Raw genomic sequence first — 19,740 nt, 5'->3', positions numbered from 1 at the left:
CGCGCTTCGCTGCGGGCCGTGCCGCTGATGTTGTGCGATGTCTTCACCACGTCATTGCGAGCGCAGCGAAGCAATCCAGAGTCCTCGTTCCGCCCTGGATTGCTTCGCTGCGCTCGCAATGACGGTCGAGAGAGCGCGTTGCTACTTCCCCGCCTGCACAAACTCGGCGATCTCGCGCGTCAGCCGGTCGTCAGCGGTGTTGATCGAATACACCTCCGACATGTGGCTGTGCTGCGGCAGCATGACCGCGCGGGCACAGCCCGTTGGCCGTTTGCAGACGGCCTGCTTCAGCAGGTCGAACTGCTCGACGAAGCGCGGCGGGTCGAGCTCGGCGGAGGCGATCATCAGCGGCAGGGTCGAGGCCTGCAGGCCCTCGAGCGACGAGCGTTCCTTGAAGCGCGAGGGATCAATGCCGAAATAGGCCATCTCCTGGTCGCCGAGCGGCGACGCGGTGAGGTCGTAGATGCCCGATGCCATGATGGCTCCGGCCAGGCCCCCGCCGCCGACCTTGTGGAATTCGGGATGCGCAACGTAAGTCGCGACATGCACTGCGCCGGCCGAATGCCCCATCAGGTAGATGCGCGCGGGATCGCCGCCGTTCTCGGCGGCATGCGCCGCCACCCATTGCACGGCGCTGGCGACATCCTCCACGCCGGCGGGCCAGGGGAATTTCGGCGCCAGGCGATAGGTGATGTTGATCCCGACGAAGCCGCTTTTCGCCGCCCAAACCATGATGTTGTCGTAGAAGGGGCTGTCCGGCGTGGTGCGCTTGTTGCCGCCGATGAACGCGCCGCCATGCACGAACATCAGGATCGGACGCGGCGCGGCCGCCGTGTCAGGCAGGAAGACATCGAGCAGGTTGCGCTCGGCCGCGCCGTATCGGACATCGCGCTGCACCTTCACGCCGGCGTAGGGTTCCTTGGCTTGCAAGGGCGCGTAGATTGCAGAGGTCTTCGGCGGGTCGATCGTCCGGCCGATCTCGATCAGCTTCCAGGCGATGTCGTCCGGCATCGGGCTCTGCTGCGCCTGCGCGGCGCTCAGCGTCAACGCGCTCGCGAGGAGCGTCAGGCCCAGTCGTGTCAGCGTCATTCGAACAGCTCCGATCAGCATCGATTCGCCAGAGGACATGCTCGCGGCATTTATCGCGATTTCGCCGTGACTGGCAGTGGCTTTTGGGATACGCACCGTTCATGAGCCGCCGTATCAAACGCACCCAGAGCCGATCCGACCGTCCGACCGACCGCCGCAAGAGCGAGCGGCCGAAGGCGGAGGCCGCGCGTGGCGCCAGTGCGCCCGCCAAGCGGGAGATGCCGAAGCGGGAGTCGGCAAAGCGCTTCGAGAGCGATCGCCCGCGCGGGCGATCTGCCGGGGAGCGCGAGTCCGCGCCCCACAGCGAGTTCGGCCCACGCAACGGACGCGCTCCGCGTCCCGAGCGCGAGGACCGGCGCGAGACGTTCGAGCCGCGCGGCAAGCGCGCCACCGGCGGTAAGCCCGCGCGCTTCGGCGTCGAGCGGCCCGAGCGCAAGCCGGCGGCGCCGCCGCCGAAGAAGGCAGAGCCGGAGACGCCGCTGCTGCCGACCAAGGTGCAGACCGTGGTGGTGACGGCCGACGAGAACAACATGCGCGTCGACCGCTTCCTCGAGGCGCGCTTCCCCGGCCTGTCGTTCTCCCACATCCAGCGCATCGTCCGCAAAGGCGAACTGCGCGTCGACGGCAAGCGCGCCGATTCCAAGGATCGCCTGGAGGAGGGCCAGAGCGTACGCATCCCGCCGCTCAAGCTCGATGCGCCAAAGGAGCGCGCCGGCCTCTCCGAAGGCGAGCGCAAGACCCTCGACAGCCTGAAGGCGATGACGCTGTACGAGGACGACGACGTGCTCGTCCTCAACAAGCCCGCCGGGCTCGCGGTGCAGGGCGGCTCCGGCATGACGCGCCACATCGACCAGATGCTGGAGGTGATGCGCGACGCCAAGGGCCAGAAGCCGCGGCTCGTGCATCGGATCGACCGCGAGACCTCCGGCTGTCTGTTGATCGCCAAGACCCGCTTTGCCGCGACGCATCTGACCGGCGCCTTCCGCCATCGCTCGGCCCGCAAGGTCTATTGGGCGCTGGTGGCCGGCGTGCCCAAGCCGAAGCAGGGCCGCATCTCGACCTATCTCGCCAAGGACGAGGGCGAGGACGACACCATCATGCGGGTCGCCGCCCATGGCGACGAGGGCGCGAGCCACGCCGTGACCTATTACGCGGTGGTCGAGGCGTCGGCGAACAAGCTCGCCTGGGTGTCGCTCAAGCCGGTCACGGGGCGCACCCATCAGCTGCGCGCGCACATGGCCCATATCGGCCATCCCATCGTCGGCGATCCCAAATATTTCAACATCGAGAACTGGTCGCTGCCCGGCGGGCTGCAGAACCGGCTGCATCTGCTCGCCCGCCGCATCGTCATCCCGCATCCGCGCGGCGGCGTCATCGACGCCACCGCACCCTTGCCGCCGCACATGCTGCAGTCCTGGAACCTGCTCGGCCTCGAGCACGACCGCTTCGACCCGATCGAGAACGCCCCGGAGGAGTGACGAGCTCTCGTAGCCCGCATGAGCGCAGCGACATGCGGGTTCAATCGAAAAGCGCGTGAGACCCCGGATGTCGCTGCGCTCATCCGGGCTACATGCCTCATTTCCCGAACTGCTCCAGGAACAGCTTGAGCGAATCGTGCGGGGTCTCGACGTCGAGAATGACCCACCCGTCGGGCCCCTTGACGACAATGAAGTTCATTGAGATGCGCCGGCCCTGGTTGTCGAAGCTCGCCGCGACATAGGTCTTGTCGAACTGCCGGCGCAGGATCGAGATCGCGACCGGTCCGAGCTTCCAGCGCGGGCTCTGCACCAGGAAGTCGTACGGCTCGCGCCGTGGCGCGGCCCAGGCTTTCGCGAGGCTCGGGTCGAAGAACTCCGCTGCGGTCTCCGGCGTGCGCGGCAGGCCGGCGGAGAGCTCCGGCGTTCCCTGGCCGTAATGTGCATAGACGTTGCGCACCAGCGATTCCGGCGTTCGGAAGCCGGCGGCGGCCGGGACAGCGCTGCCGAGCAGCAGGAGGACGCAAACCAGGAGACGCATCGGCAGCTCGCATTTCGGTCGATCAGGCCTTATCTACCGCGCAAACAACAAATCCCGTGTAATCTTCCCTGCAAGAGGGCCGGAATCTGATGCGAGAGCTGTTTGACGAGGTGGTCGGCCAGGGCAAGCCCGATCCGCAGGAGGCGGCGCGGCAGGCGATGCGCGCGCCGCAGCGCAAGCGCTTCTACAAGGAGGCCGGCACGGCCGAGGCCGAGGGCGGCCATTACGTCACGCTCGATGGAAGGCCGATCCGCACCCCCTCGGGCCGCGTCGTCGTCGTTCCCGTGCGCGAGCTGGCGGAGGCGGTGGCCGCGGAGTGGGGCGCGCAAGGCGAGACCATCGATCCCGCGAGCATGCCGCTGACACGCTTCGCCAACAGCGTCGTGCAGTCGGTGGTCGACCGCGTCGAGGACGTGCGCGCGGACATGGCCAGATACCTCCAGTCCGACCTGCTGTTCTACCGCGCCGGCCATCCCGAGGGGCTGGTGGAACGCGAGGCCGCGCATTGGGATCCGGTGCTGGACTGGGCGCGCGACAGCCTCGGCGCGCATTTCATCCTGTCCGAGGGCATCATGCACGTGACCCAGCCCGATGCCGCCGTGCGTGCGGCGCGCGAAGTGCTGCCGACCGGCCCCTGGGCGGTGGCGGCCGCGCATGTCGTGACCACCGTCACCGGCTCGGCCTTGCTCGCCCTCGCGCTGACCCATGGCGTGCGCGATGCCGACCAGGTCTGGGCGGCCGCGAATGTCGATGAGGACTGGAATATCGAGCAATGGGGCGCCGACGAGGAGGCGGTGCACCGCCGCGCCGCCAAGCAGGTCGACTATCAGGCCGCCGTCCGCATCCTCCGGGCGGTCGAGGCCGCCATCTGAGGCCGGTTAACGCCGGGTTTAGGGCGAAGGTCTAGTCTGCCGCGCGTAACCCGAGTACGCGCATGGTCCAGAGTGTCACCCCGTCGCCGTCCGTCAGCGCCGTTCGCAGCGTGGGAACCGCAGCGTCGGGCGCCGCGGCGAACGCGACATCGGGCCCGACTCTGCAGGCTGGTGCGCTGCTCAGCGCCAGGGTGCAGCAGGTGCTCGCCGAAAATCTGGTTCAGGTCGCGATCGGAAACCTGTCGCTCGAGCTCGCCACCGAGCTGCCGCTGCAGGCCGGGCAGTCCGTGCAGGTCGCGGTGTCGCAGACCGCGCAGGGGCTGCAGCTCGCGATCGTCGGGCAGGGCACAGCCTCCGGCACGGGCGGCACGCCGACGCCGGCCGCCACCGTCGTCGACGTCACCGGACGTCTCGCGCCGACGCTGCCTCCGCCGGCCGATCCTCTGACAGGGTTGGAGCGGCTGGCCGTGTCGATCGCCAGCGAGGAGGCCGCCACGCGCCAGGGCAGCCAGGGCCAGCTGTTTGCGGATCTGCAGGCGGTCGCCGACTCGCCAAGCCTGCCGCCCGCGCTGCGCGCCGCCGTCGCCCAGGTGCTGGCGCAGCAGACGACATTGTCACCGGCGCTCACCGCCGACGATCTGCAAAGCGCGGTGCACAGCTCCGGCCTGTTCATGGAATCATCGCTCGCCAAGGGCAGCACCGCATCGGCGCCCTCGGATCTGAAAGCGGCGCTGATCGTGCTGCGCCAGATGCTCGCGACGGTATTGCAGACCGTCGATCCCGGCACCACCGCGGCGACGCAGCCGTCGCCCGGCGCCTCCTATGCGTCGGTGCTCTCGGAAGCCGGCCGTGCCGCCGCCGCGCAGCAGAATGCTGCGCCATCGCTGGTGCCGGACATCGAGATCGAGCTGCCGCCGCAACCCTGGGCCACCGGCGCGGGCCGGCCCGATGCCGCAGCTGGCAGCTTCACGAGCACGGCATTGATCGAGACCCTCACCCAGGCCAAGGCGCAATCGCTCACCCCGGGCGCGGTGCTGGCCGTGCTGCAGGAGGCGCAGCAGCAGATTCCCCGCGCCGCCGGCCTGATCCCCGGACGCACCGTCAATGGCCGCGGCGACGTGGTCGTGCGCACCAACACGCCGCCGCCACCGTTCCGGGGCGGTGCTCCGGTGCCCCAACACATCGCGACGCCGACGCTCGGTCCGAATACACCGCTGCCGGCGATTGCGCATCGCCTGCTCGACGAGACCGATCAGGCGTTGTCGCGCCAGACCCTGTTGCAGGTCGCCTCTCTGCCCGATCGTCCCGACGCCTCCAGCGCGCGCAATGATCCGACGCTGCCGCGCTGGAATTTCGAGATTCCCTTCGCCACCCCGCAGGGTACCGCGATGGCGCAGTTCGAGATTACGCGCGACGGCGGCACGCAGGCGCCCGACGCGGCCAAGCGCGTCTGGCGCGCGCGCTTCTCGCTCGACGTCGAGCCCGCTGGCCCCGTGCATGCGCTGATCTCGTTCAACGCCGAGCGCACCTCGGTGCGGATGTGGGCCGAGCGCCCCGCGACCGCGGCGCGGCTGCGCGCCGGCCTGTCCGAACTCAGCCAGGCGCTGAGCCGGGCCGAGCTCTCGCCCGGCGATCTCGTCGTGCAGGACGGTGCACCGCCGGCCGTGCTGCCGCCCAAGGCCGGCCATTTCCTGGATCGCGCGTTATGAGCATCGACGTGAAGGCCGCCAGCAAGACGCAGCTCGCCGTCGCCTTGCATTACGAGAAGGGCCAGGGCGGCGCGCCGCGCGTCGTCGCCAAGGGCAAGGGCACGATCGGCGCCAAGATCATCGAGGTCGCGCGCGCGCACGACATCCCGATCGAGGAGAACGAGGTGCTGGCCGGCGCGCTCTCCAATGTCGAGCTCGGCGACGAGATCCCGGAGGAGCTCTACAAGGCGGTCGCCGAGGTGCTGGTGTTCGTGCTCAATCTGTCGCGGCCGGTGCGCTAGCGCGCGCCGCATTGTGATCTCCGTCATGCCTCGATCCCCATCGCCCTGTGATAGGGAGAAACGGACTTCGACGGAGAGATGACGCAATGCCGATAATGAGCCGCCGTCACGTGCTTGGCCTGATCGCCGGGGCAGGCCTGTTGCCCGCGCGCACGCTGGCGCATGTCGCGCCGCCGCGAAACGAGATCCGCCCCTCGCTCGCGCAGCGCTTCACCGATGTGGGGACCAAGGGCACGTTCCTCGCCTACAAGGTCGAGGAATATCTCATCATCGCCAGCGACACTGAGCGCTCGGGCGAGGCGAGGCTGCCGGCCTCGACCTTCAAGATCGCCAACTCGTTGATCGCGCTGGACACCGGCGTCGTCGAGGATCCCGACAAGGATGTGTTCAAGTGGGACGGCGTCATCAGACCGATCGAGGCCTGGAACAAGGATCACACCCTGCGCAGCGCGATCGCCGTCTCTGCCGTGCCGGTCTATCAGGAGATCGCGCGCCGGATCGGGCCCGAGCGGATGCAGAAATATCTCGAGGAGCTCGACTACGGCAATCACGACATTGGCGGCGGCATCGATCAGTTCTGGCTGACTGGGAGCTTGCGCATCGATCCGGTCGAGCAGGTCGATTTCATCGACCGCCTCCGGCGCGGCGCGCTGCCGGTCTCCAAGCGCAGCCAGGACCTGACGCGCGACATCATCCCGGTGACCAAGGGCGGCGACGCCGTCATTCACGCGAAGTCGGGCTTGCTGGGAAAAGAGCAGGGCTCGCTCGGCTGGATGGTGGGCTGGGTCGACAAGGGCGACCAGCCGACCGTGTTCGCGATGAACATGGACTGCCCCGAGCCGCGCCACGTCGAGGCCCGGATGACGCTGACGCAGGCGTGCCTCAAGGACATCGGCGCAATTTAGCTGTTGTAGCCCGGATGAGCGCAGCGACATCCGGGTTCACCGCGACAGCGCATGAGATCCCGGATGTCGCTGCGCTCATCCGGGCTACGAAGCTGCCGTAGGGTGGGCAAAGGCGCAGGGCAGATTGTTAGTTGTGAACGGCAGTGTCGCGCGCCGTGTCCACCGTCGCGCCCGTGGCACGACCGCGGTGGGCACGCGCCGCCTGACGGTGGCACTTTGCCCACCCTACGTTTCCATCAGCGCCGCGCCAGCTCCAGGTCGACTCCCTTGATATCCGTGCCGGCGGGCCGGATCGACACCGTCTGCCGCTTGCCGCTCGTCGTGAGCGCCAGTCCGGCGGAGAAGGTCTGGCCGCGCGCCTGGGCCTCGATGCGATTGCCGACGGCGCGGCCCTCGATGGTGCCGGAGGCATTGTGGCTCGATTCCGTCCACTGGCCGGAGATCTCGCCGCCGCGATAGGCGACGTCGCTGGAGAGGTCGATATTGTAGCTGTCGCTGGCGCAGCGGATGTTCAGGCGCAGCTGCTCGCCGGCGCCGCCCACGTCGTAGGCGGCGCGGCAGCGCAGCCGTTCCTGGTTGCCGTCGGACAAATTGATCACGCCGCCGCCGGTCCAGGAGCCCTCAAGCGCCCGGAACGGTGAGGCTGGCGCGCCATGGGCTGCGCCGCCCACGGCCAGCGCGGCGAGCAGGGTCGGAATTGCAAGGCGAGAGGCGCGCATCATCGGGCTCCGTTTCATCGTCGAAAAGCGAGCGACAACGCAGGAACACCCGATCCGTTCGATCCGTCACCTCAAAAATTGATCCAAATCGTTCTATTCTTGCTCACGACAGCTTGAACAGCGCGCGCAGGAAGTCCGTCACCGCCTGCCGCGCCGCCTCCGCGGTCGCCGGATTGCCGCCGACATGCGGATCGAGCTCGACGCAGGCGTCCTGATAGGTGAAAGGCTGCTGCGTCTCCGCGTTCATCAGCATGCCGCCGTCGCCTTCGGTGATGCGGCAGTTGCGCACGGTCTGCGCCTTGGACGCGATCGCCAGCATGTTGGCGCCGAGCAGGCCGATATCGAAGCCGTGCGGCGAGTCCGGATATTCGGTCAGCTCGACGTCGCGTCCGGCCGCCTTCAGCCGCTCGACATAGGCCTTGCAGGTGTGCACCGGATTGTAGTCGTCCGGCCCGCCGTGAAAGATCCGGATCGGCCGCGCCGCGACATCAGTGTCGCCGCGATAGGTCGTGGAGCAGTCCGGATAGAATGGAATGTAGGCGGCGAATTGCAGCCCCGACGTATTCCAGCGCTTGTGGAAGCGCTCGAGGCTCGCATACAGCGCCGCCTGTCCGCCGCGTGAAAAGCCCATCAGCGCGATCCGCTCGGGGTCGACCCGCGGATGCTTCGCCAGCACATCGAGCGAGTGATAGATGTCCATGATCAGATTCAGCCGGCCGAGCTGCGCCTGATTGGTGCTGGTGGCGGTGATGCCGCGGCCGGTGAAGCCGTCGATCACGAAGGTCGAGATGCCCATCGCGTTGAAGGTGCGCGTCCAGGCCGCGATGTTGGCGCCCACGCCGCCCGAGCCGTGCATCAGCACGACGACCGGTAGCCTGCCGCTGCCCTGCGCGACGCGCAGCTCACCGACCACGGTGACCGGCTTGCCGCCCTCGTCACCTGCGAGGAACTGGCGGTCCGACAAGGTCAGCGAGGGGATCGGATATAATTCGACCCGTGCCGGCACATCCTTGGGAATGCCTTGCGCATGCGTCGTGCCGGTGGACGCCAGACAGAGCAGCGCAAGCACCGCCGCGATCGCGCCGGAAAAGCGCCGACGGCGTTGTCGCATCGCCCATGAGAGACTGAGACTTTCGCGCGCAGCCTCGACTGCCGCGCCACCACTGCGTCGCTCCATGACGGTCCTCCTCGCTCACCGCTTGTTGCGCGGCTTTGCAGGCGAGTAGACCGGGCCCGCTCGAGGCTGTCAAACGTCGCGACCTGCTACGATGCGGGCGGTAGTGGAGAACGTCGAGGGCAGCAGCTCTTCTGCCGCCGGGGAGGTCGCTCGTTGAGCTGCGACGGCGCGGAAGGTATCAAACTGCTGCAGCCGACCGGCACCGAACGTTCTGTGTCCGGATAATGAACCTAACGACCACGTTGTACGCTTCAGCACAATCGCCGGCTGAATTCGCCAAGGGATTCGTATCGTAAATCATTCATGGGCACTTCAAGTAAATCACGTCCGCAGTGATCTGACGCGAGAGCATCAGACCGAGGGGCGCGACAAAGTGCGCACGCGCTGCCGGAGCATGCGGCAATTCGGCGCTGCCGGGTTGTCGCAGTCCTCCAGCAAAGAAGCTGGCGTCAGCTAACAACTCACCTATGTAACCGCCGCACGAACATTCGTCTGCTCGCGACCATGGTATACGGCGCGCCAAAGTCAGTGAGCGACGATCCGGAGACGGGAGTGGATCGAGCGTATTTGCTCTGTCCGGCCCGATCATCGGGCAATGATGCGCGCCGCGATGTTATTCGATGGGCTTCATGCTGAGAGATAAGTTGATCCGTTCCGCTGGCGCGACAATCTGCGCCGTCTCCGTGATGACGCTTGCGGCTTGCACAGACCAGGGCGGCACAGCTGCGCCGCATGCGTCCAATGCGCCCGAGGTTGGCGTCGTCAAGCTCGAATCGGCGCCGGTGACGTTGACGAAGGATCTCCCGGGACGCATCACCTCGATGCGCATCGCCGAGGTTCGGCCGCGCGTCAGCGGCATCGTGATCGAGCGCAGCTTCCAGCAGGGCGGCATGGTGGACGCCGGCGCGGTGCTGTACCGCATCGATCCGGCCCCGTTCGAGGTCGAGCTGGAGAAGGCGCGCGCCGCACTCGCCAAGGCGGAGGCCGTGCTCTACCAGGCGGACCGTCAGGAAGATCGCCTGAAGAACCTGTTGAAGGGCGAGGCCACCACCCAGGCGCAGTATGAGCTCGCGGTCGCCGCAGAGCGCCAGGCGCAGGCCGACGTCGCTGCCCAGAAAGCGGCCGTCGCGCAGGCGCAGCTCAATCTCGACTGGGCCACGGTGCGGGCGCCGATCTCCGGACGCATCGGGCGGGCGCTGGTGACCGAGGGCGCGCTGGTCAATCCGAACGAGACGACGCATCTCGCCACCATCCAGCAGCTCGATCCCGTCTATGCCGACTTCACGCAATCCGTGGACGAGCTGAATCAGCTGCGGCGCGATCTCGCCGAAGGCCGCCTGAAGAGCGTGTCGCGGGAGGCGGCGCGCGTCCGCCTGCTGTTCGATGACGGCTCGATGTACAAACATCCCGGCCGGCTGTTGTTCTCCGACGTCAGCGTCGATCCGGGCACCGCGAAGGTGACCCTGCGCGGCGAGTTCCCCAATCCCGAGGGCGAACTGCTTCCGGGCATGTATGTGCGGGTCCAGATCGAGGAGGCGATCGACGCTGCGGGCCTCGTCGTGCCGTCGCAGGCCGTGCAGCGGACGACGGCCGGCGGCAGCGCTGTCTACGTTGTCAACAATGAGGGACGCGCGAATCTTCAGCCGGTGCGGCTCGGACGCGCGCTGAACGGCGGCATGCTGGTCGAGGACGGTCTGAAGCCGGGCTGGCGCGTCGTGGTCGACGGCTTCCAGAAGTTCGCGCCCGGCAGTGCCGTCACGCCGGTGCCGTGGCAGGCCGCCGGCGCCGGCAAGCCGTCCGCCTCGAATTGAACGCGGCCACGGCCCGGAGACCATCTGTCATGTCACGCTTCTTCATCGCACGTCCGATCTTTGCCTGGGTCGTGGCGATCTTCATCTGTCTCGGCGGAATCCTGGCGATTCCGTTTCTGCCCGTCGCGCAATACCCGATCATCGCGCCGCCGTCGATCTCGATCTCCACGTCCTATCCGGGCGCGTCGACCGAGAACCTGTATTACAGCGTCACGCGCCTGATCGAGGAGGAGCTGAACGGCGCCTCCGGCATCCTGAACTATGAATCGACCAGCGACACCACCGGCGAGGTCGAGATCATCGCCCAGTTCAAGCCCGGCACGGACATCGAGCTCGCGGCCGTCGACGTGCAGAACCGCATCAAGCGCATCGAGCCGCGGCTGCCCGAGGCGGTGCGAAAGCAGGGCGTCGTCATTCTCGAGGCGTCGAGCGCCATCCTGCAATTCGTCACGCTGACCTCGACCGACGGCAGTCTCGACGAGATCGGCCTCGGCGACGTCGCCACGCGCTACGTGCTGCCGGAACTGCGCCGTCTGCCGGGCGTCGGCCGCGCGCGGCTGTTCGCGACCGAGCGCGCGATGCGGATCTGGCTCGATCCCGACAAGCTGCTCGGCCTCGGCCTGACCGCGCAGGACGTCGACGCCGCGATCGCGGCGCAGAACTCGCAGGTCGCCTCCGGCATTCTCGGCGTGCCGCCGTCGCCGTCGACGCAGCGCACGCAGAACATGGTGCTGGTCAAGGGCCAGCTCGAATCGCCGGAGGAGTTCGGCAACATCGTGCTGCGCGCCAATCTCAACGGCTCGACCGTCAAGCTGTCCGACGTGGCCAAGATCGAGGTCGGCGGCCTGACCTACGCGTTCTCGTCCTGGCTCGACGGCAAGCCGGCGGCCGCGGTCGCGGTGCAGCTGGCGCCGACCGGCAACGCGCTCGCCACCGCCAAGGCGGTCAAGACGCGGATGGCCGAGCTCGCGGGCTTCTTTCCGCCCGGCGTCAAATACGAAGTGTCCTACGACATCACCCCGGTTATCGCCGCCTCGGTCAAGAAGGTGCTGATGACGCTCGGCGAAGCGGTCGTGCTGGTGTTCCTGGTGATGTTCCTGTTCCTGCAGAACATCCGCTACACGCTGATCCCGACCATCGTGGTGCCGATCGCGCTGCTCGGCACCTGCGCGGTGCTGCTCAGCCTCGGCTTCTCCATCAACGTGCTGACCATGTTCGGCATGGTGCTCGCGATCGGCATCCTGGTCGACGACGCCATCGTCGTGGTCGAGAACGTCGAGCGCATCATGGCGGAGGAGGGGCTGTCGCCCCGCGAGGCGACCGTGAAGGCGATGGAGCAGATCACCGGCGCGGTCATCGGCATCACGCTGGTGCTGATGGCGGTGTTCGTGCCGATGGCGTTCTTCCCCGGCTCGGTCGGCATCATGTATCAGCAGTTCTCCGCCTCGATGGTGGTGTCGATCGGTTTCTCGGCGTTCCTGGCGCTGTCGCTGACGCCGGCCTTGTGCGCGACGCTGCTCAAGCCGATCGAGCAGGGCCATGGCCACGCCAAGGGCGGCTTCTTCGGCTGGTTCAACGGCTGGTTCGGCCGGGTGACCAGCCGCTACAGCGCAGCGACGCGCTGGGTGGTGGCGCGCGGCGGCCGGTTCATGATCATCTACGTGCTGCTGCTGGCGGGGCTCGGCTATTCGCTGTGGCGGCTGCCCGGCGGCTTCCTGCCGGTCGACGACCAGGGCTTCGTGATGGTCGACGTGCTGACGCCGCCCGACGCCAGCACCAACCGCACGCTCGACGTGATCAAGACAGTCGAGAAGACGCTCGCCGACACGCCCGGCATCGACACGGTGTCGTTCATCGCCGGCTTCAGCTTCTACGGTCAGGGCTCCAACACGGCGCAGGCCTTTGTCACCCTGAAGGACTGGTCGGAGCGCAGTCGCAACGAGAGCGCGGACGCGCTGATCGCGCGCCTCAATCCGGAGCTTTCCAAGATTCGCGATGCCGAAGTGTCGGTGCTGGCGCCGCCGCCGATCGACAATCTCGGCAACACCTCGGGCTTCAGCTTCCGCCTGCAGGATCGTTCGCAGCGCGGCTATGACGCGCTGATGGCGGCCAAGGACCAGCTGTTCGCGGCAGCCGCGAACTCACCGGTGCTCGGCAAGCTCAGCGTCGAAGGACTGCCGCCGGCGCCGCTGGTGCGGCTCGAGATCGATCGCGCCAAGGCCGCTGCGCTCGGCGTGACCTTCGCGGCGATCAACGGCGCGCTGTCGACCAGCCTCGGCTCGAACTACATCAACGACTTCCTCAATCTCGGCCGCATGCAACGTGTCGTCGTGCAGGCCAACGACGACAAGCGCACCAAGCCGGAGCATCTCTTGACCTACAGCGTGCGCAACAATGCCGGCGAGATGGTGCCGTTCTCGTCCTTCGCGCGCATTGCCTGGTCGGTCGGACCCACGCAAGTGGTCGGCTTCGACGGCTATCCTTCGGTGCGCATCACCGGCAACCCCAAGCCCGGCTACACCTCGGGCGACGCGATCGCCGAGATGGAGCGGCTGATGGGTACCTTGCCCAAGGGGTTCGGCTATGCCTGGACCGGCCAGTCGCTGCAGGAGAAGCTCGCGGGATCGCAGGCCGCGTTCCTGCTCGGCCTGTCGATCCTGTTCGTCTTCCTGTGCCTGGCCGCGCTGTATGAAAGCTGGGCGATCCCGTTCGCCGTCATGCTCGCGGTGCCGCTCGGCCTGATCGGCTCGGTCGCCGCCGCCTGGCTGCGCGGCCTGCCCAACGACGTCTACTTCACGGTCGGCGTCATCACCATCATCGGCCTGTCGGCGAAGAACGCCATCCTGATCATCGAGTTCGCCAAGGATCTGCGGGCCCGCGGCACGCCGCTGATCGAGGCGACGGTGACGGCCTGCGAGCTCCGCTTCCGGCCGATCATCATGACCTCGCTGGCCTTCATCCTCGGCGTCGTGCCGCTGGTGATTGCCACCGGCGCGAGCGGCGCGAGCCAGCAGGCGCTCGGCACCGGCGTGCTCGGCGGCATGCTCACCGCGACCTTCCTCGCCGTGTTCTGGGTACCGGTGTTCTTCGTAATGGTGATCCGCTTCTTCACCCGCCACAAGGAAGCGATTGCCGAGACGCCGAAGGTGGAGTTGCCGTCGGCGGCGCATTGAGGATTTGGCCTGCTGATGAGACGCGCAGATCCTGCGCGTCTTTTTGACGAACGACGGGAGTAAAGCGCCGCGCCTCTCACAATAAAACTCGGCTGAATTCCAGCTCGCTTCACTTCCAGCTTCGGTGGTTATGGGTCCTGGCTCAAGGCCGGGACGACGACAGAGTCTTTGGCCCGGCTCTCACGTCATCATCGGTGTCGTCCCGGCGAACGCCGGGACCCATAACCACCGATCGAGGTGTGTGGCAGATACGTGGCAAGGGAGTCCGCTAAGTATTTCGCGGGTGGCTATGGAAGGCCCGCGTTGAGACGCCAGATGTCGCGGTTGCGCCTAGAATCTGGCTCGAACACATCATTATGATATTGCGGATCACGCATTGAGAGATGAAGGGCGTCCGATGCAGCGGCGGGATGTGCTGACAGGGCTGCTCGCGGGCGCGCTGGGCGCGACCATGCCATGGAGGGCGCAAGCCGTGACACCGGAGGATAGCGCGCGGGAGTATCAGCGCCAGGCTATGGCGCAGTTTCCGCTCAAGCTGATCGAAACCACGGGCGACAATGCTCTGGCCAAATGGCAGGAGCTCAAGGCGGCCGGCCAGGGCGCGCCGGTGGTGCTCGGCGGCGAGGACGAGCACCACTCCCTGGGCAATCTGCTGACTCCGTTCGCGCCGCATGGACCGTACGGCCCGCCGCTCCGGCCGGTCGAGGACATCCTGCGCGACGCTGCGTCGATCAGGTTTCCCGATGATTTCATCCAGCGCAGCAAGGACAGCAACGAGGCCGCGATCAGGCAGTTCAAGGAGATGCTGGCGGCCAAGCCGGACATGCCCTTGCCCGTGATCACCGAGAGTAAGGACGGACAGCCGCGCACCCTGACACGCGACGAGACCATCGCCGCGATGCTCGGATCGGGCCGCGAGCCGCCGCTCGGCGATTGGCCCGACACGACCGATGCGATGGACGGCCTGTCGGTCGTCATGGATTATCGCACCGGACAGCCGCTCACAAAGGTCATCATCGGTCTGGCGCCGACCGACGACTGGACGACCATCCCGGCCATTTTGCGCTGGGGCCATTGGAATGGCTGCCCGAAGCCGGAAGAGCACGTCGCCGCGTTCAGGAACTGGCGCGACCGCTACGGCGCCGAGCTCGTCGCCATCACCTCGGACGTGATCAATCTGCGCGTCGCTCGGCGGCCGCAGACCCGCGACGAGGCGCTCGCGCTGGCGCGGGAGCACTATGTCTATTGTCCCGACAATATCGACCAGGGCGTCGGCACCTTCAGCGCGCTCGCCGCCGCCTTGATGAGCAGCGACTGGTGGTACTTCTGGTGGGACTGAAGTTCGGCTGGTCTGAGTTCAGGACGGCTACCAGGAGAACATCGTGGTAGCTGTTAGTTGTTGATCCGCGGATCTCGGCTCCGATCTGCCCGACGGGCCATCCGCGCAAGGCCGCCATGCGCCGATTGCCCGTCGTGCCAGTTTGTCGCGGGCTGATCACTTGCGTCGTCGGGCAAATCACCTCCACATTTCCGCGCGTCCGGGCCCGCCAAGAGGGACGTTTCGCGATCGTCACGAACGTCGGGTCCGCGATGCGGTGGGCGCGTTGCTCCGCAGCCTGGTTACGACCGGGCGGACGAACGGAGCGATGCGACGGTGAAGTCGTGTGGTCCTGGCCTCCCGGTGCCGAGGTCAAGCGAGCGGGATGATTCGTTCGCGATGGGGGCAATCAAGCCGGTCCCCAAGGAGATCACGTATAATCCGCTCAAACCATCGCGCGGGGAAGGCCGGGATGTTCCCAGCCGAACCTGTGGTTCCTGCCCCGTGCATTTTTCTCCGCACGGGGGCCATGGGGGGCGGCAGGCTCCCGGCCTTCCCTGCGCCTCTTCCTGGAAAGGAAGAGGGCGACGGATGCAAAGCCCGGGCGTAACCGCCGCGGGATCGCGACGTCATGTCTCCTTCATGCTCGAAAGCCGACCGGATCCGGTGGGTTCACGCCGCGATGCAGCGGCGCTGTTTGACAGCTGTGAAGTCAGAGTTTGTGTCTGCTGGGCGTCGTGCTCATGCCGAGATGACGACGCGGGCGCATCTCAAGGTTGGGCGCCGGGATCTTGCGCCGACATGCCGCAGAAATTTGTGCCGCGGCCATCTCTGGAAAATGATCTATAGGACGAGCCGTTTACCGCATCCGCTAAACATGACGCACCGCAAGACGCTTGAAATGGCGCTTGACATGTTTAGTCGCTGCAAATCTACTAAACAAAATACTTAACTCGGACGGATGATCCGGGGGCATGAGGAAACGCTTGCGGCCTCCCGCTGTCGTTGTGATGGCGCGTCTGGCCGCGGGCCACACATCGCCGTCGCAGCACAAAGCGGCGCGGCGCCAACAGGGAGGGAGTGCCAGATGAAGTTGCTGCAGACATTTGCACTGATGGCGACCGTCGCCGCCGCGACAGTGCTCGGCGCATCCGCGCCGGCACGGGCCGAAGGAAAGACCATCACCTTGTGCTGGGCGGCGTGGGACCCCGCCAACGCGCTGGTCGAATTGTCCAAGGACTTCACCGCCAAGACCGGCGTCAACATGAAGTTCGAATTCGTGCCGTGGCCGAACTTCGCCGATCGCATGCTCAACGAGCTCAACTCCAAGGGCAAGCTGTGCGACTTGATGATCGGCGACTCGCAATGGATCGGCGGCGCGGCGGAGAACGGACAATACGTCAAGCTCAACGAGTTCTTCGACAAGGAAGGCATCAAGATCTCCGACTTCATGCCGGCGACAGTGGCGGGCTACGCCGAATGGCCGAAGGGCTCGCCGAACTACTGGGCCCTGCCGGCGATGGGCGACGCCAATGGCTGGACCTACCGCAAGGACTGGTTCGCGCGGCCGGAGATCCGCGAGGAGTTCAAGAAGAAGTTCGGCCGCGAGCTCGAGGTGCCGAAGACGCAAGGCGAGCTGAAGGATATTGCCGAGTTCTTCCAGAAGCGGGTGATCGACGGCAAGACGGTTTACGGCGCGGCGATCTTCACCGAGCGCGGCTCGGAAGGCATCACCATGGGCGTGACCAACGCGCTCTATCCGTTCGGCTTCAAGTACCAGAACCCGAAGAAGCCCTATGATATGCAGGGCTTCGTCAACTCGGACGACGCCGTGAAGGGGCTGGAATTCTACAAGGCCTTGTACAAGTGCTGCACGCCCCCGGGCTATTCCAACGGCTACATGCAGGAAGGCCTCGACGCGTTCAAGTCCGGCCAGGTCGCGCTGCAGATGAACTGGTTTGCGTTCTTCCCGGGCCTCTACAAGGATCCGAATGTCGGCGGCGACAAGATCGGCTTCTTCGTCAATCCCGCGCAGAAGGAGAAGGGCTCGCAGATCGGCGGGCAGGGCATCTCGGTGGTGGCCTATTCGCCGAACCGCGCCGAGGCGCTGGCCTATATCAAGTGGTTCGCCTCGCTCGACACCCAGAAGAAGTGGTGGGCACTCGGCGGATACAGCTGCCACAAGGGCGTGCTCAACGATCCCAACTTCAAGAACACCGCGCCTTTCGCCGCCGACTTCCTGGTGGCGATGGACCAGGTGGTCGATTTCTGGGCCGAACCGTCCTACGCGCAGCTACTGCTCGCGATGCAGAAGCGCGTCCACGACTACGTCGTCGCCGACCAGGGCACCGCCAAGGGCGCGCTCGATGGGCTGATCGCGGACTGGACCAAGGTGTTCAAGGAGGACGGCAAGCTCTGACGATTGCGCTTATAGGTACCGATCTCTCCACGAGTCGTTCCGGGGCGCGCGAAGCGCGAGCCCGGAATGGCGAGAGGATAGAGCAGCGCCATCAAACAGCCACCGTAAAGCAGTTCCTCGCATGACCGACCAAACCGGATTGAGCGGCCTCGTCGACCGCGCCGCCCTGGTGACGCCGCCCGCAATGGTTCGTCGCGTGCGCGGCCTGTCGGAGCGCGCCATCGCCTGGCTGTTCATCACGCCGACCATGCTGCTGCTGCTTGCGATCAACATCTTTCCGTTGATCTGGACGATTCGCCTGTCATTCACCAACTATCGCGCCAACCGTCCGAACGCGACGGTGCTCGATGTCGGGCTTGCCAACTACCAGTCCATCCTGACCGACCCCGACGTGTGGGCCGCGATGACGGTGACGGCGCGCTTCGTGTTCTGGAGCATCCTGATTCAGACCGTGCTCGGCTTCGCGCTGGCTTGGCTGATCGACAAGAAGTTTCGCGGCCATGGTCTGTGGACCACCTTGATCCTGCTGCCGATGATGCTGTCGCCCGCGGTTGTCGGCAACTTCTGGACTTTCCTTTACCAACCGCAGACCGGCCTGTTCAATTACGTCGTCTCGGCCGTGACCGGCGCGCCGGCATCCTCGTTCCAGATGCTCGCACAGGTGCCGCTGGCGCCCTGGGCGATCGTCATCGTCGATACCTGGATGTGGACGCCTTACGTGATGCTGATCTGCCTCGCCGGCCTGCGCTCGATCCCGGACTATATCTACGAGGCGGCGGAGGTCGATCGCGCCTCGCCGTGGCGGCAGTTCTGGTCGATCACCTTGCCGATGGCGCTGCCCTTCATCATGCTCGCGGTGCTGTTCCGCGGCATCGAGAATTTCAAGATGTTCGACATGGTGAACCTGCTCACAGGTGGGGGGCCTGGCTCGACCACGGAGGTGGCCTCGATCACCCTCAAGCGCGAGGCGTTCGAGAAATGGCGGACCGGTTACTCCTCGGCCTTTGCCATCATCCTGTTCGTCACCGTGTTCGGTCTCGCCAACATCTACGTCAAGGCGCTCAACCGGGTGAAAAGCCGATGACCGGTCTCGTCTCCGCCCATTCCGTGGTCGATCCGTCGCCGCTGACGAAGCGCATCGCGGCCGCCGTCGTGATCGCGTATGCGCTGGTCACGTTGGTGCCGTTGCTGTGGATCTTCATGACCGGCTTCAAGTCGCCGTCGGACGCGATCGCCTATCCGCCGAAGCTGGTGGCCGAGCCGAGCCTGGAAGGCTACTGCAACCTGTTCACGACGCGGACGCGGCAGACGCCGGAATACATGGCCAAGCTGCCGCCGGCTTCCAGCCTGTGCGACCGCGTCTCGCGCGAGCGCAACATGGTGATCGCGGGACCATCGAACTACATTCCGCGCTATGTCAACTCGCTGGTGATCGCGTTCGGCTCGACCGCGCTGTCGGTCGTGCTCGGCACGCTGGCGGCCTACGCGTTCTCGCGCTTCAAAGTACCGCTGAAGGACGACCTGCTGTTCTTCATCCTGTCGACCCGGATGATGCCGCCGATCGCGGTCGCGATCCCGATCTATCTGATGTATCGCGAGCTCGGCCTGTCCGATACGCGGCTCGGCATGATCCTGCTCTATACGTCCGTCAACATTTCGCTCGCGGTCTGGCTGCTCAAGGGCTTCATGGACGAGATTCCGCGGGAGTACGAAGAGGCGGCGATGGTCGACGGCTATACGCGGCTTCAGGCGTTCTTCAAGGTCGTGTTGCCGCAGGCCACCACCGGCATCGTCGCGACCGCGATCTTCTGCCTGATTTTCGCCTGGAACGAATACGCCTTCGCGGTGCTTCTGACATCAGGCACGGCGCAAACCGCGCCACCGTTCATTCCGATCATCATCGGCGAAGGCGGCCAGGACTGGCCGGCTGTAGCGGCCGGAACGACGCTGTTCCTGATCCCCATCGTCGTGTTCACCGTGCTGCTGCGAAAACATCTCCTGCGCGGCATCACCTTCGGAGCGGTGCGCAAATGAGCGAGATCGCGCAAGATCGACCGGTCCAAGTCACGCAATCGCGGTGGCCGCGAGCACTGCGCCGCGGTCCGATGGAAACCGTCGCGACCGTGCTGATTGCCGCCGGCGTGCTGATGCTGCTGCAGCCTTTTGCGCTGGTGCTCTACACCTATTCTTTCGTCACGACGCTTGCCGGCGTGGTGATGTTCACCATCGTCTCGAAGTTCCCGGACTGAAG

Annotated in this window: 16 protein-coding genes; 12 read left to right on the top strand and 4 right to left on the bottom strand. The window is 66.2% G+C overall.

Going from position 1 to position 19,740, the window contains the following annotated elements; translation table 11 throughout:
* Positions 1-141: 141 nt before the first annotated feature.
* Positions 142-1,128, bottom strand: coding sequence for an alpha/beta hydrolase (locus BRADO_RS21555; RefSeq protein ID WP_011927468.1), 987 nt, complete (start codon positions 1,126-1,128; stop codon positions 142-144).
* Between the two features lie 62 nt (positions 1,129-1,190).
* Between BRADO_RS21555 and BRADO_RS21550 the strand changes: the two genes are divergently transcribed.
* The gene (locus BRADO_RS21550) at positions 1,191-2,567 is read left to right on the top strand and encodes an RluA family pseudouridine synthase (RefSeq protein WP_011927467.1); all 1,377 of its coding nucleotides are present in this window, start codon (positions 1,191-1,193) and stop codon (positions 2,565-2,567) included.
* A gap of 97 nt (positions 2,568-2,664) precedes the next feature.
* Here BRADO_RS21550 and BRADO_RS21545 read toward each other — a convergent pair whose 3' ends face one another.
* Entirely contained in the window at positions 2,665-3,105 is a 441-nt protein-coding gene (locus BRADO_RS21545) for a hypothetical protein (protein ID WP_011927466.1), read from the bottom strand.
* Between the two features lie 89 nt (positions 3,106-3,194).
* Here BRADO_RS21545 and BRADO_RS21540 point away from each other — a divergent pair, with 89 nt between their 5' ends.
* The 4 genes from BRADO_RS21540 (at position 3,195) to blaOXA (ending at position 6,872) form a co-directional block, all read left to right on the top strand.
* Positions 3,195-3,977, top strand: a complete 783-nt coding sequence (locus BRADO_RS21540) for an ATP12 family chaperone protein (RefSeq protein ID WP_011927465.1) — start codon at positions 3,195-3,197, stop codon at positions 3,975-3,977.
* 62 nt (positions 3,978-4,039) lie between these two features.
* Positions 4,040-5,686 (top strand): flagellar hook-length control protein FliK, encoded by a 1,647-nt coding sequence (locus BRADO_RS21535; RefSeq protein WP_011927464.1) that lies wholly within the window; start codon positions 4,040-4,042, stop codon positions 5,684-5,686.
* On the top strand, positions 5,683-5,967 hold the full coding sequence (locus BRADO_RS21530) for an EscU/YscU/HrcU family type III secretion system export apparatus switch protein (protein WP_041756781.1): 285 nt from the start codon (positions 5,683-5,685) through the stop codon (positions 5,965-5,967). The genes BRADO_RS21535 and BRADO_RS21530 overlap by 4 nt, the downstream gene beginning before the upstream one ends.
* Positions 5,968-6,053: 86 nt before the next feature.
* Entirely contained in the window at positions 6,054-6,872 is an 819-nt protein-coding gene (gene blaOXA / locus BRADO_RS21525) for an OXA-1091 family oxacillin-hydrolyzing class D beta-lactamase (protein WP_011927463.1), read from the top strand.
* A 236-nt stretch (positions 6,873-7,108) separates the two neighbouring features.
* Here the strand turns inward: blaOXA and BRADO_RS21520 are convergent, their stop codons facing one another.
* Both BRADO_RS21520 and BRADO_RS21515 read right to left on the bottom strand, forming a co-directional pair.
* Positions 7,109-7,594, bottom strand: a complete 486-nt coding sequence (locus BRADO_RS21520; protein ID WP_011927462.1) for a hypothetical protein — start codon at positions 7,592-7,594, stop codon at positions 7,109-7,111.
* 100 nt (positions 7,595-7,694) lie between these two features.
* Positions 7,695-8,768, bottom strand: coding sequence for a dienelactone hydrolase family protein (locus BRADO_RS21515; protein ID WP_083794940.1), 1,074 nt, complete (start codon positions 8,766-8,768; stop codon positions 7,695-7,697).
* 629 nt (positions 8,769-9,397) lie between these two features.
* Between BRADO_RS21515 and BRADO_RS21510 the strand changes: the two genes are divergently transcribed.
* The 7 genes from BRADO_RS21510 (at position 9,398) to BRADO_RS21480 (ending at position 19,738) form a co-directional block, all read left to right on the top strand.
* Positions 9,398-10,579, top strand: coding sequence for an efflux RND transporter periplasmic adaptor subunit (locus BRADO_RS21510; RefSeq protein WP_011927459.1), 1,182 nt, complete (start codon positions 9,398-9,400; stop codon positions 10,577-10,579).
* 29 nt (positions 10,580-10,608) lie between these two features.
* Positions 10,609-13,752 carry an efflux RND transporter permease subunit gene (locus tag BRADO_RS21505; protein ID WP_011927458.1) on the top strand — a complete coding sequence of 1,048 codons (3,144 nt, stop codon included), beginning with the start codon at positions 10,609-10,611 and terminating at the stop codon, positions 13,750-13,752.
* Between the two features lie 397 nt (positions 13,753-14,149).
* The gene (locus BRADO_RS21500; RefSeq protein ID WP_244422859.1) at positions 14,150-15,091 is read left to right on the top strand and encodes a DUF4253 domain-containing protein; all 942 of its coding nucleotides are present in this window, start codon (positions 14,150-14,152) and stop codon (positions 15,089-15,091) included.
* A 1,066-nt stretch (positions 15,092-16,157) separates the two neighbouring features.
* Positions 16,158-17,489, top strand: coding sequence for an ABC transporter substrate-binding protein (locus tag BRADO_RS21495; protein ID WP_011927456.1), 1,332 nt, complete (start codon positions 16,158-16,160; stop codon positions 17,487-17,489).
* 121 nt (positions 17,490-17,610) lie between these two features.
* Positions 17,611-18,573, top strand: coding sequence for a carbohydrate ABC transporter permease (locus BRADO_RS21490; RefSeq protein WP_011927455.1), 963 nt, complete (start codon positions 17,611-17,613; stop codon positions 18,571-18,573).
* Positions 18,570-19,523 carry a carbohydrate ABC transporter permease gene (locus BRADO_RS21485; RefSeq protein ID WP_011927454.1) on the top strand — a complete coding sequence of 318 codons (954 nt, stop codon included), beginning with the start codon at positions 18,570-18,572 and terminating at the stop codon, positions 19,521-19,523. Before BRADO_RS21490 ends, BRADO_RS21485 begins: the two co-directional genes overlap by 4 nt.
* Positions 19,520-19,738, top strand: a complete 219-nt coding sequence (locus BRADO_RS21480; RefSeq protein WP_011927453.1) for a hypothetical protein — start codon at positions 19,520-19,522, stop codon at positions 19,736-19,738. The genes BRADO_RS21485 and BRADO_RS21480 overlap by 4 nt, the downstream gene beginning before the upstream one ends.
* The last annotated feature ends 2 nt before the right edge of the window (positions 19,739-19,740 follow it).

The organism is Bradyrhizobium sp. ORS 278 (assembly GCF_000026145.1).
Lineage (GTDB): Bacteria > Pseudomonadota > Alphaproteobacteria > Rhizobiales > Xanthobacteraceae > Bradyrhizobium.
This window is presented reverse-complemented; position numbering and strand designations above follow the sequence as displayed.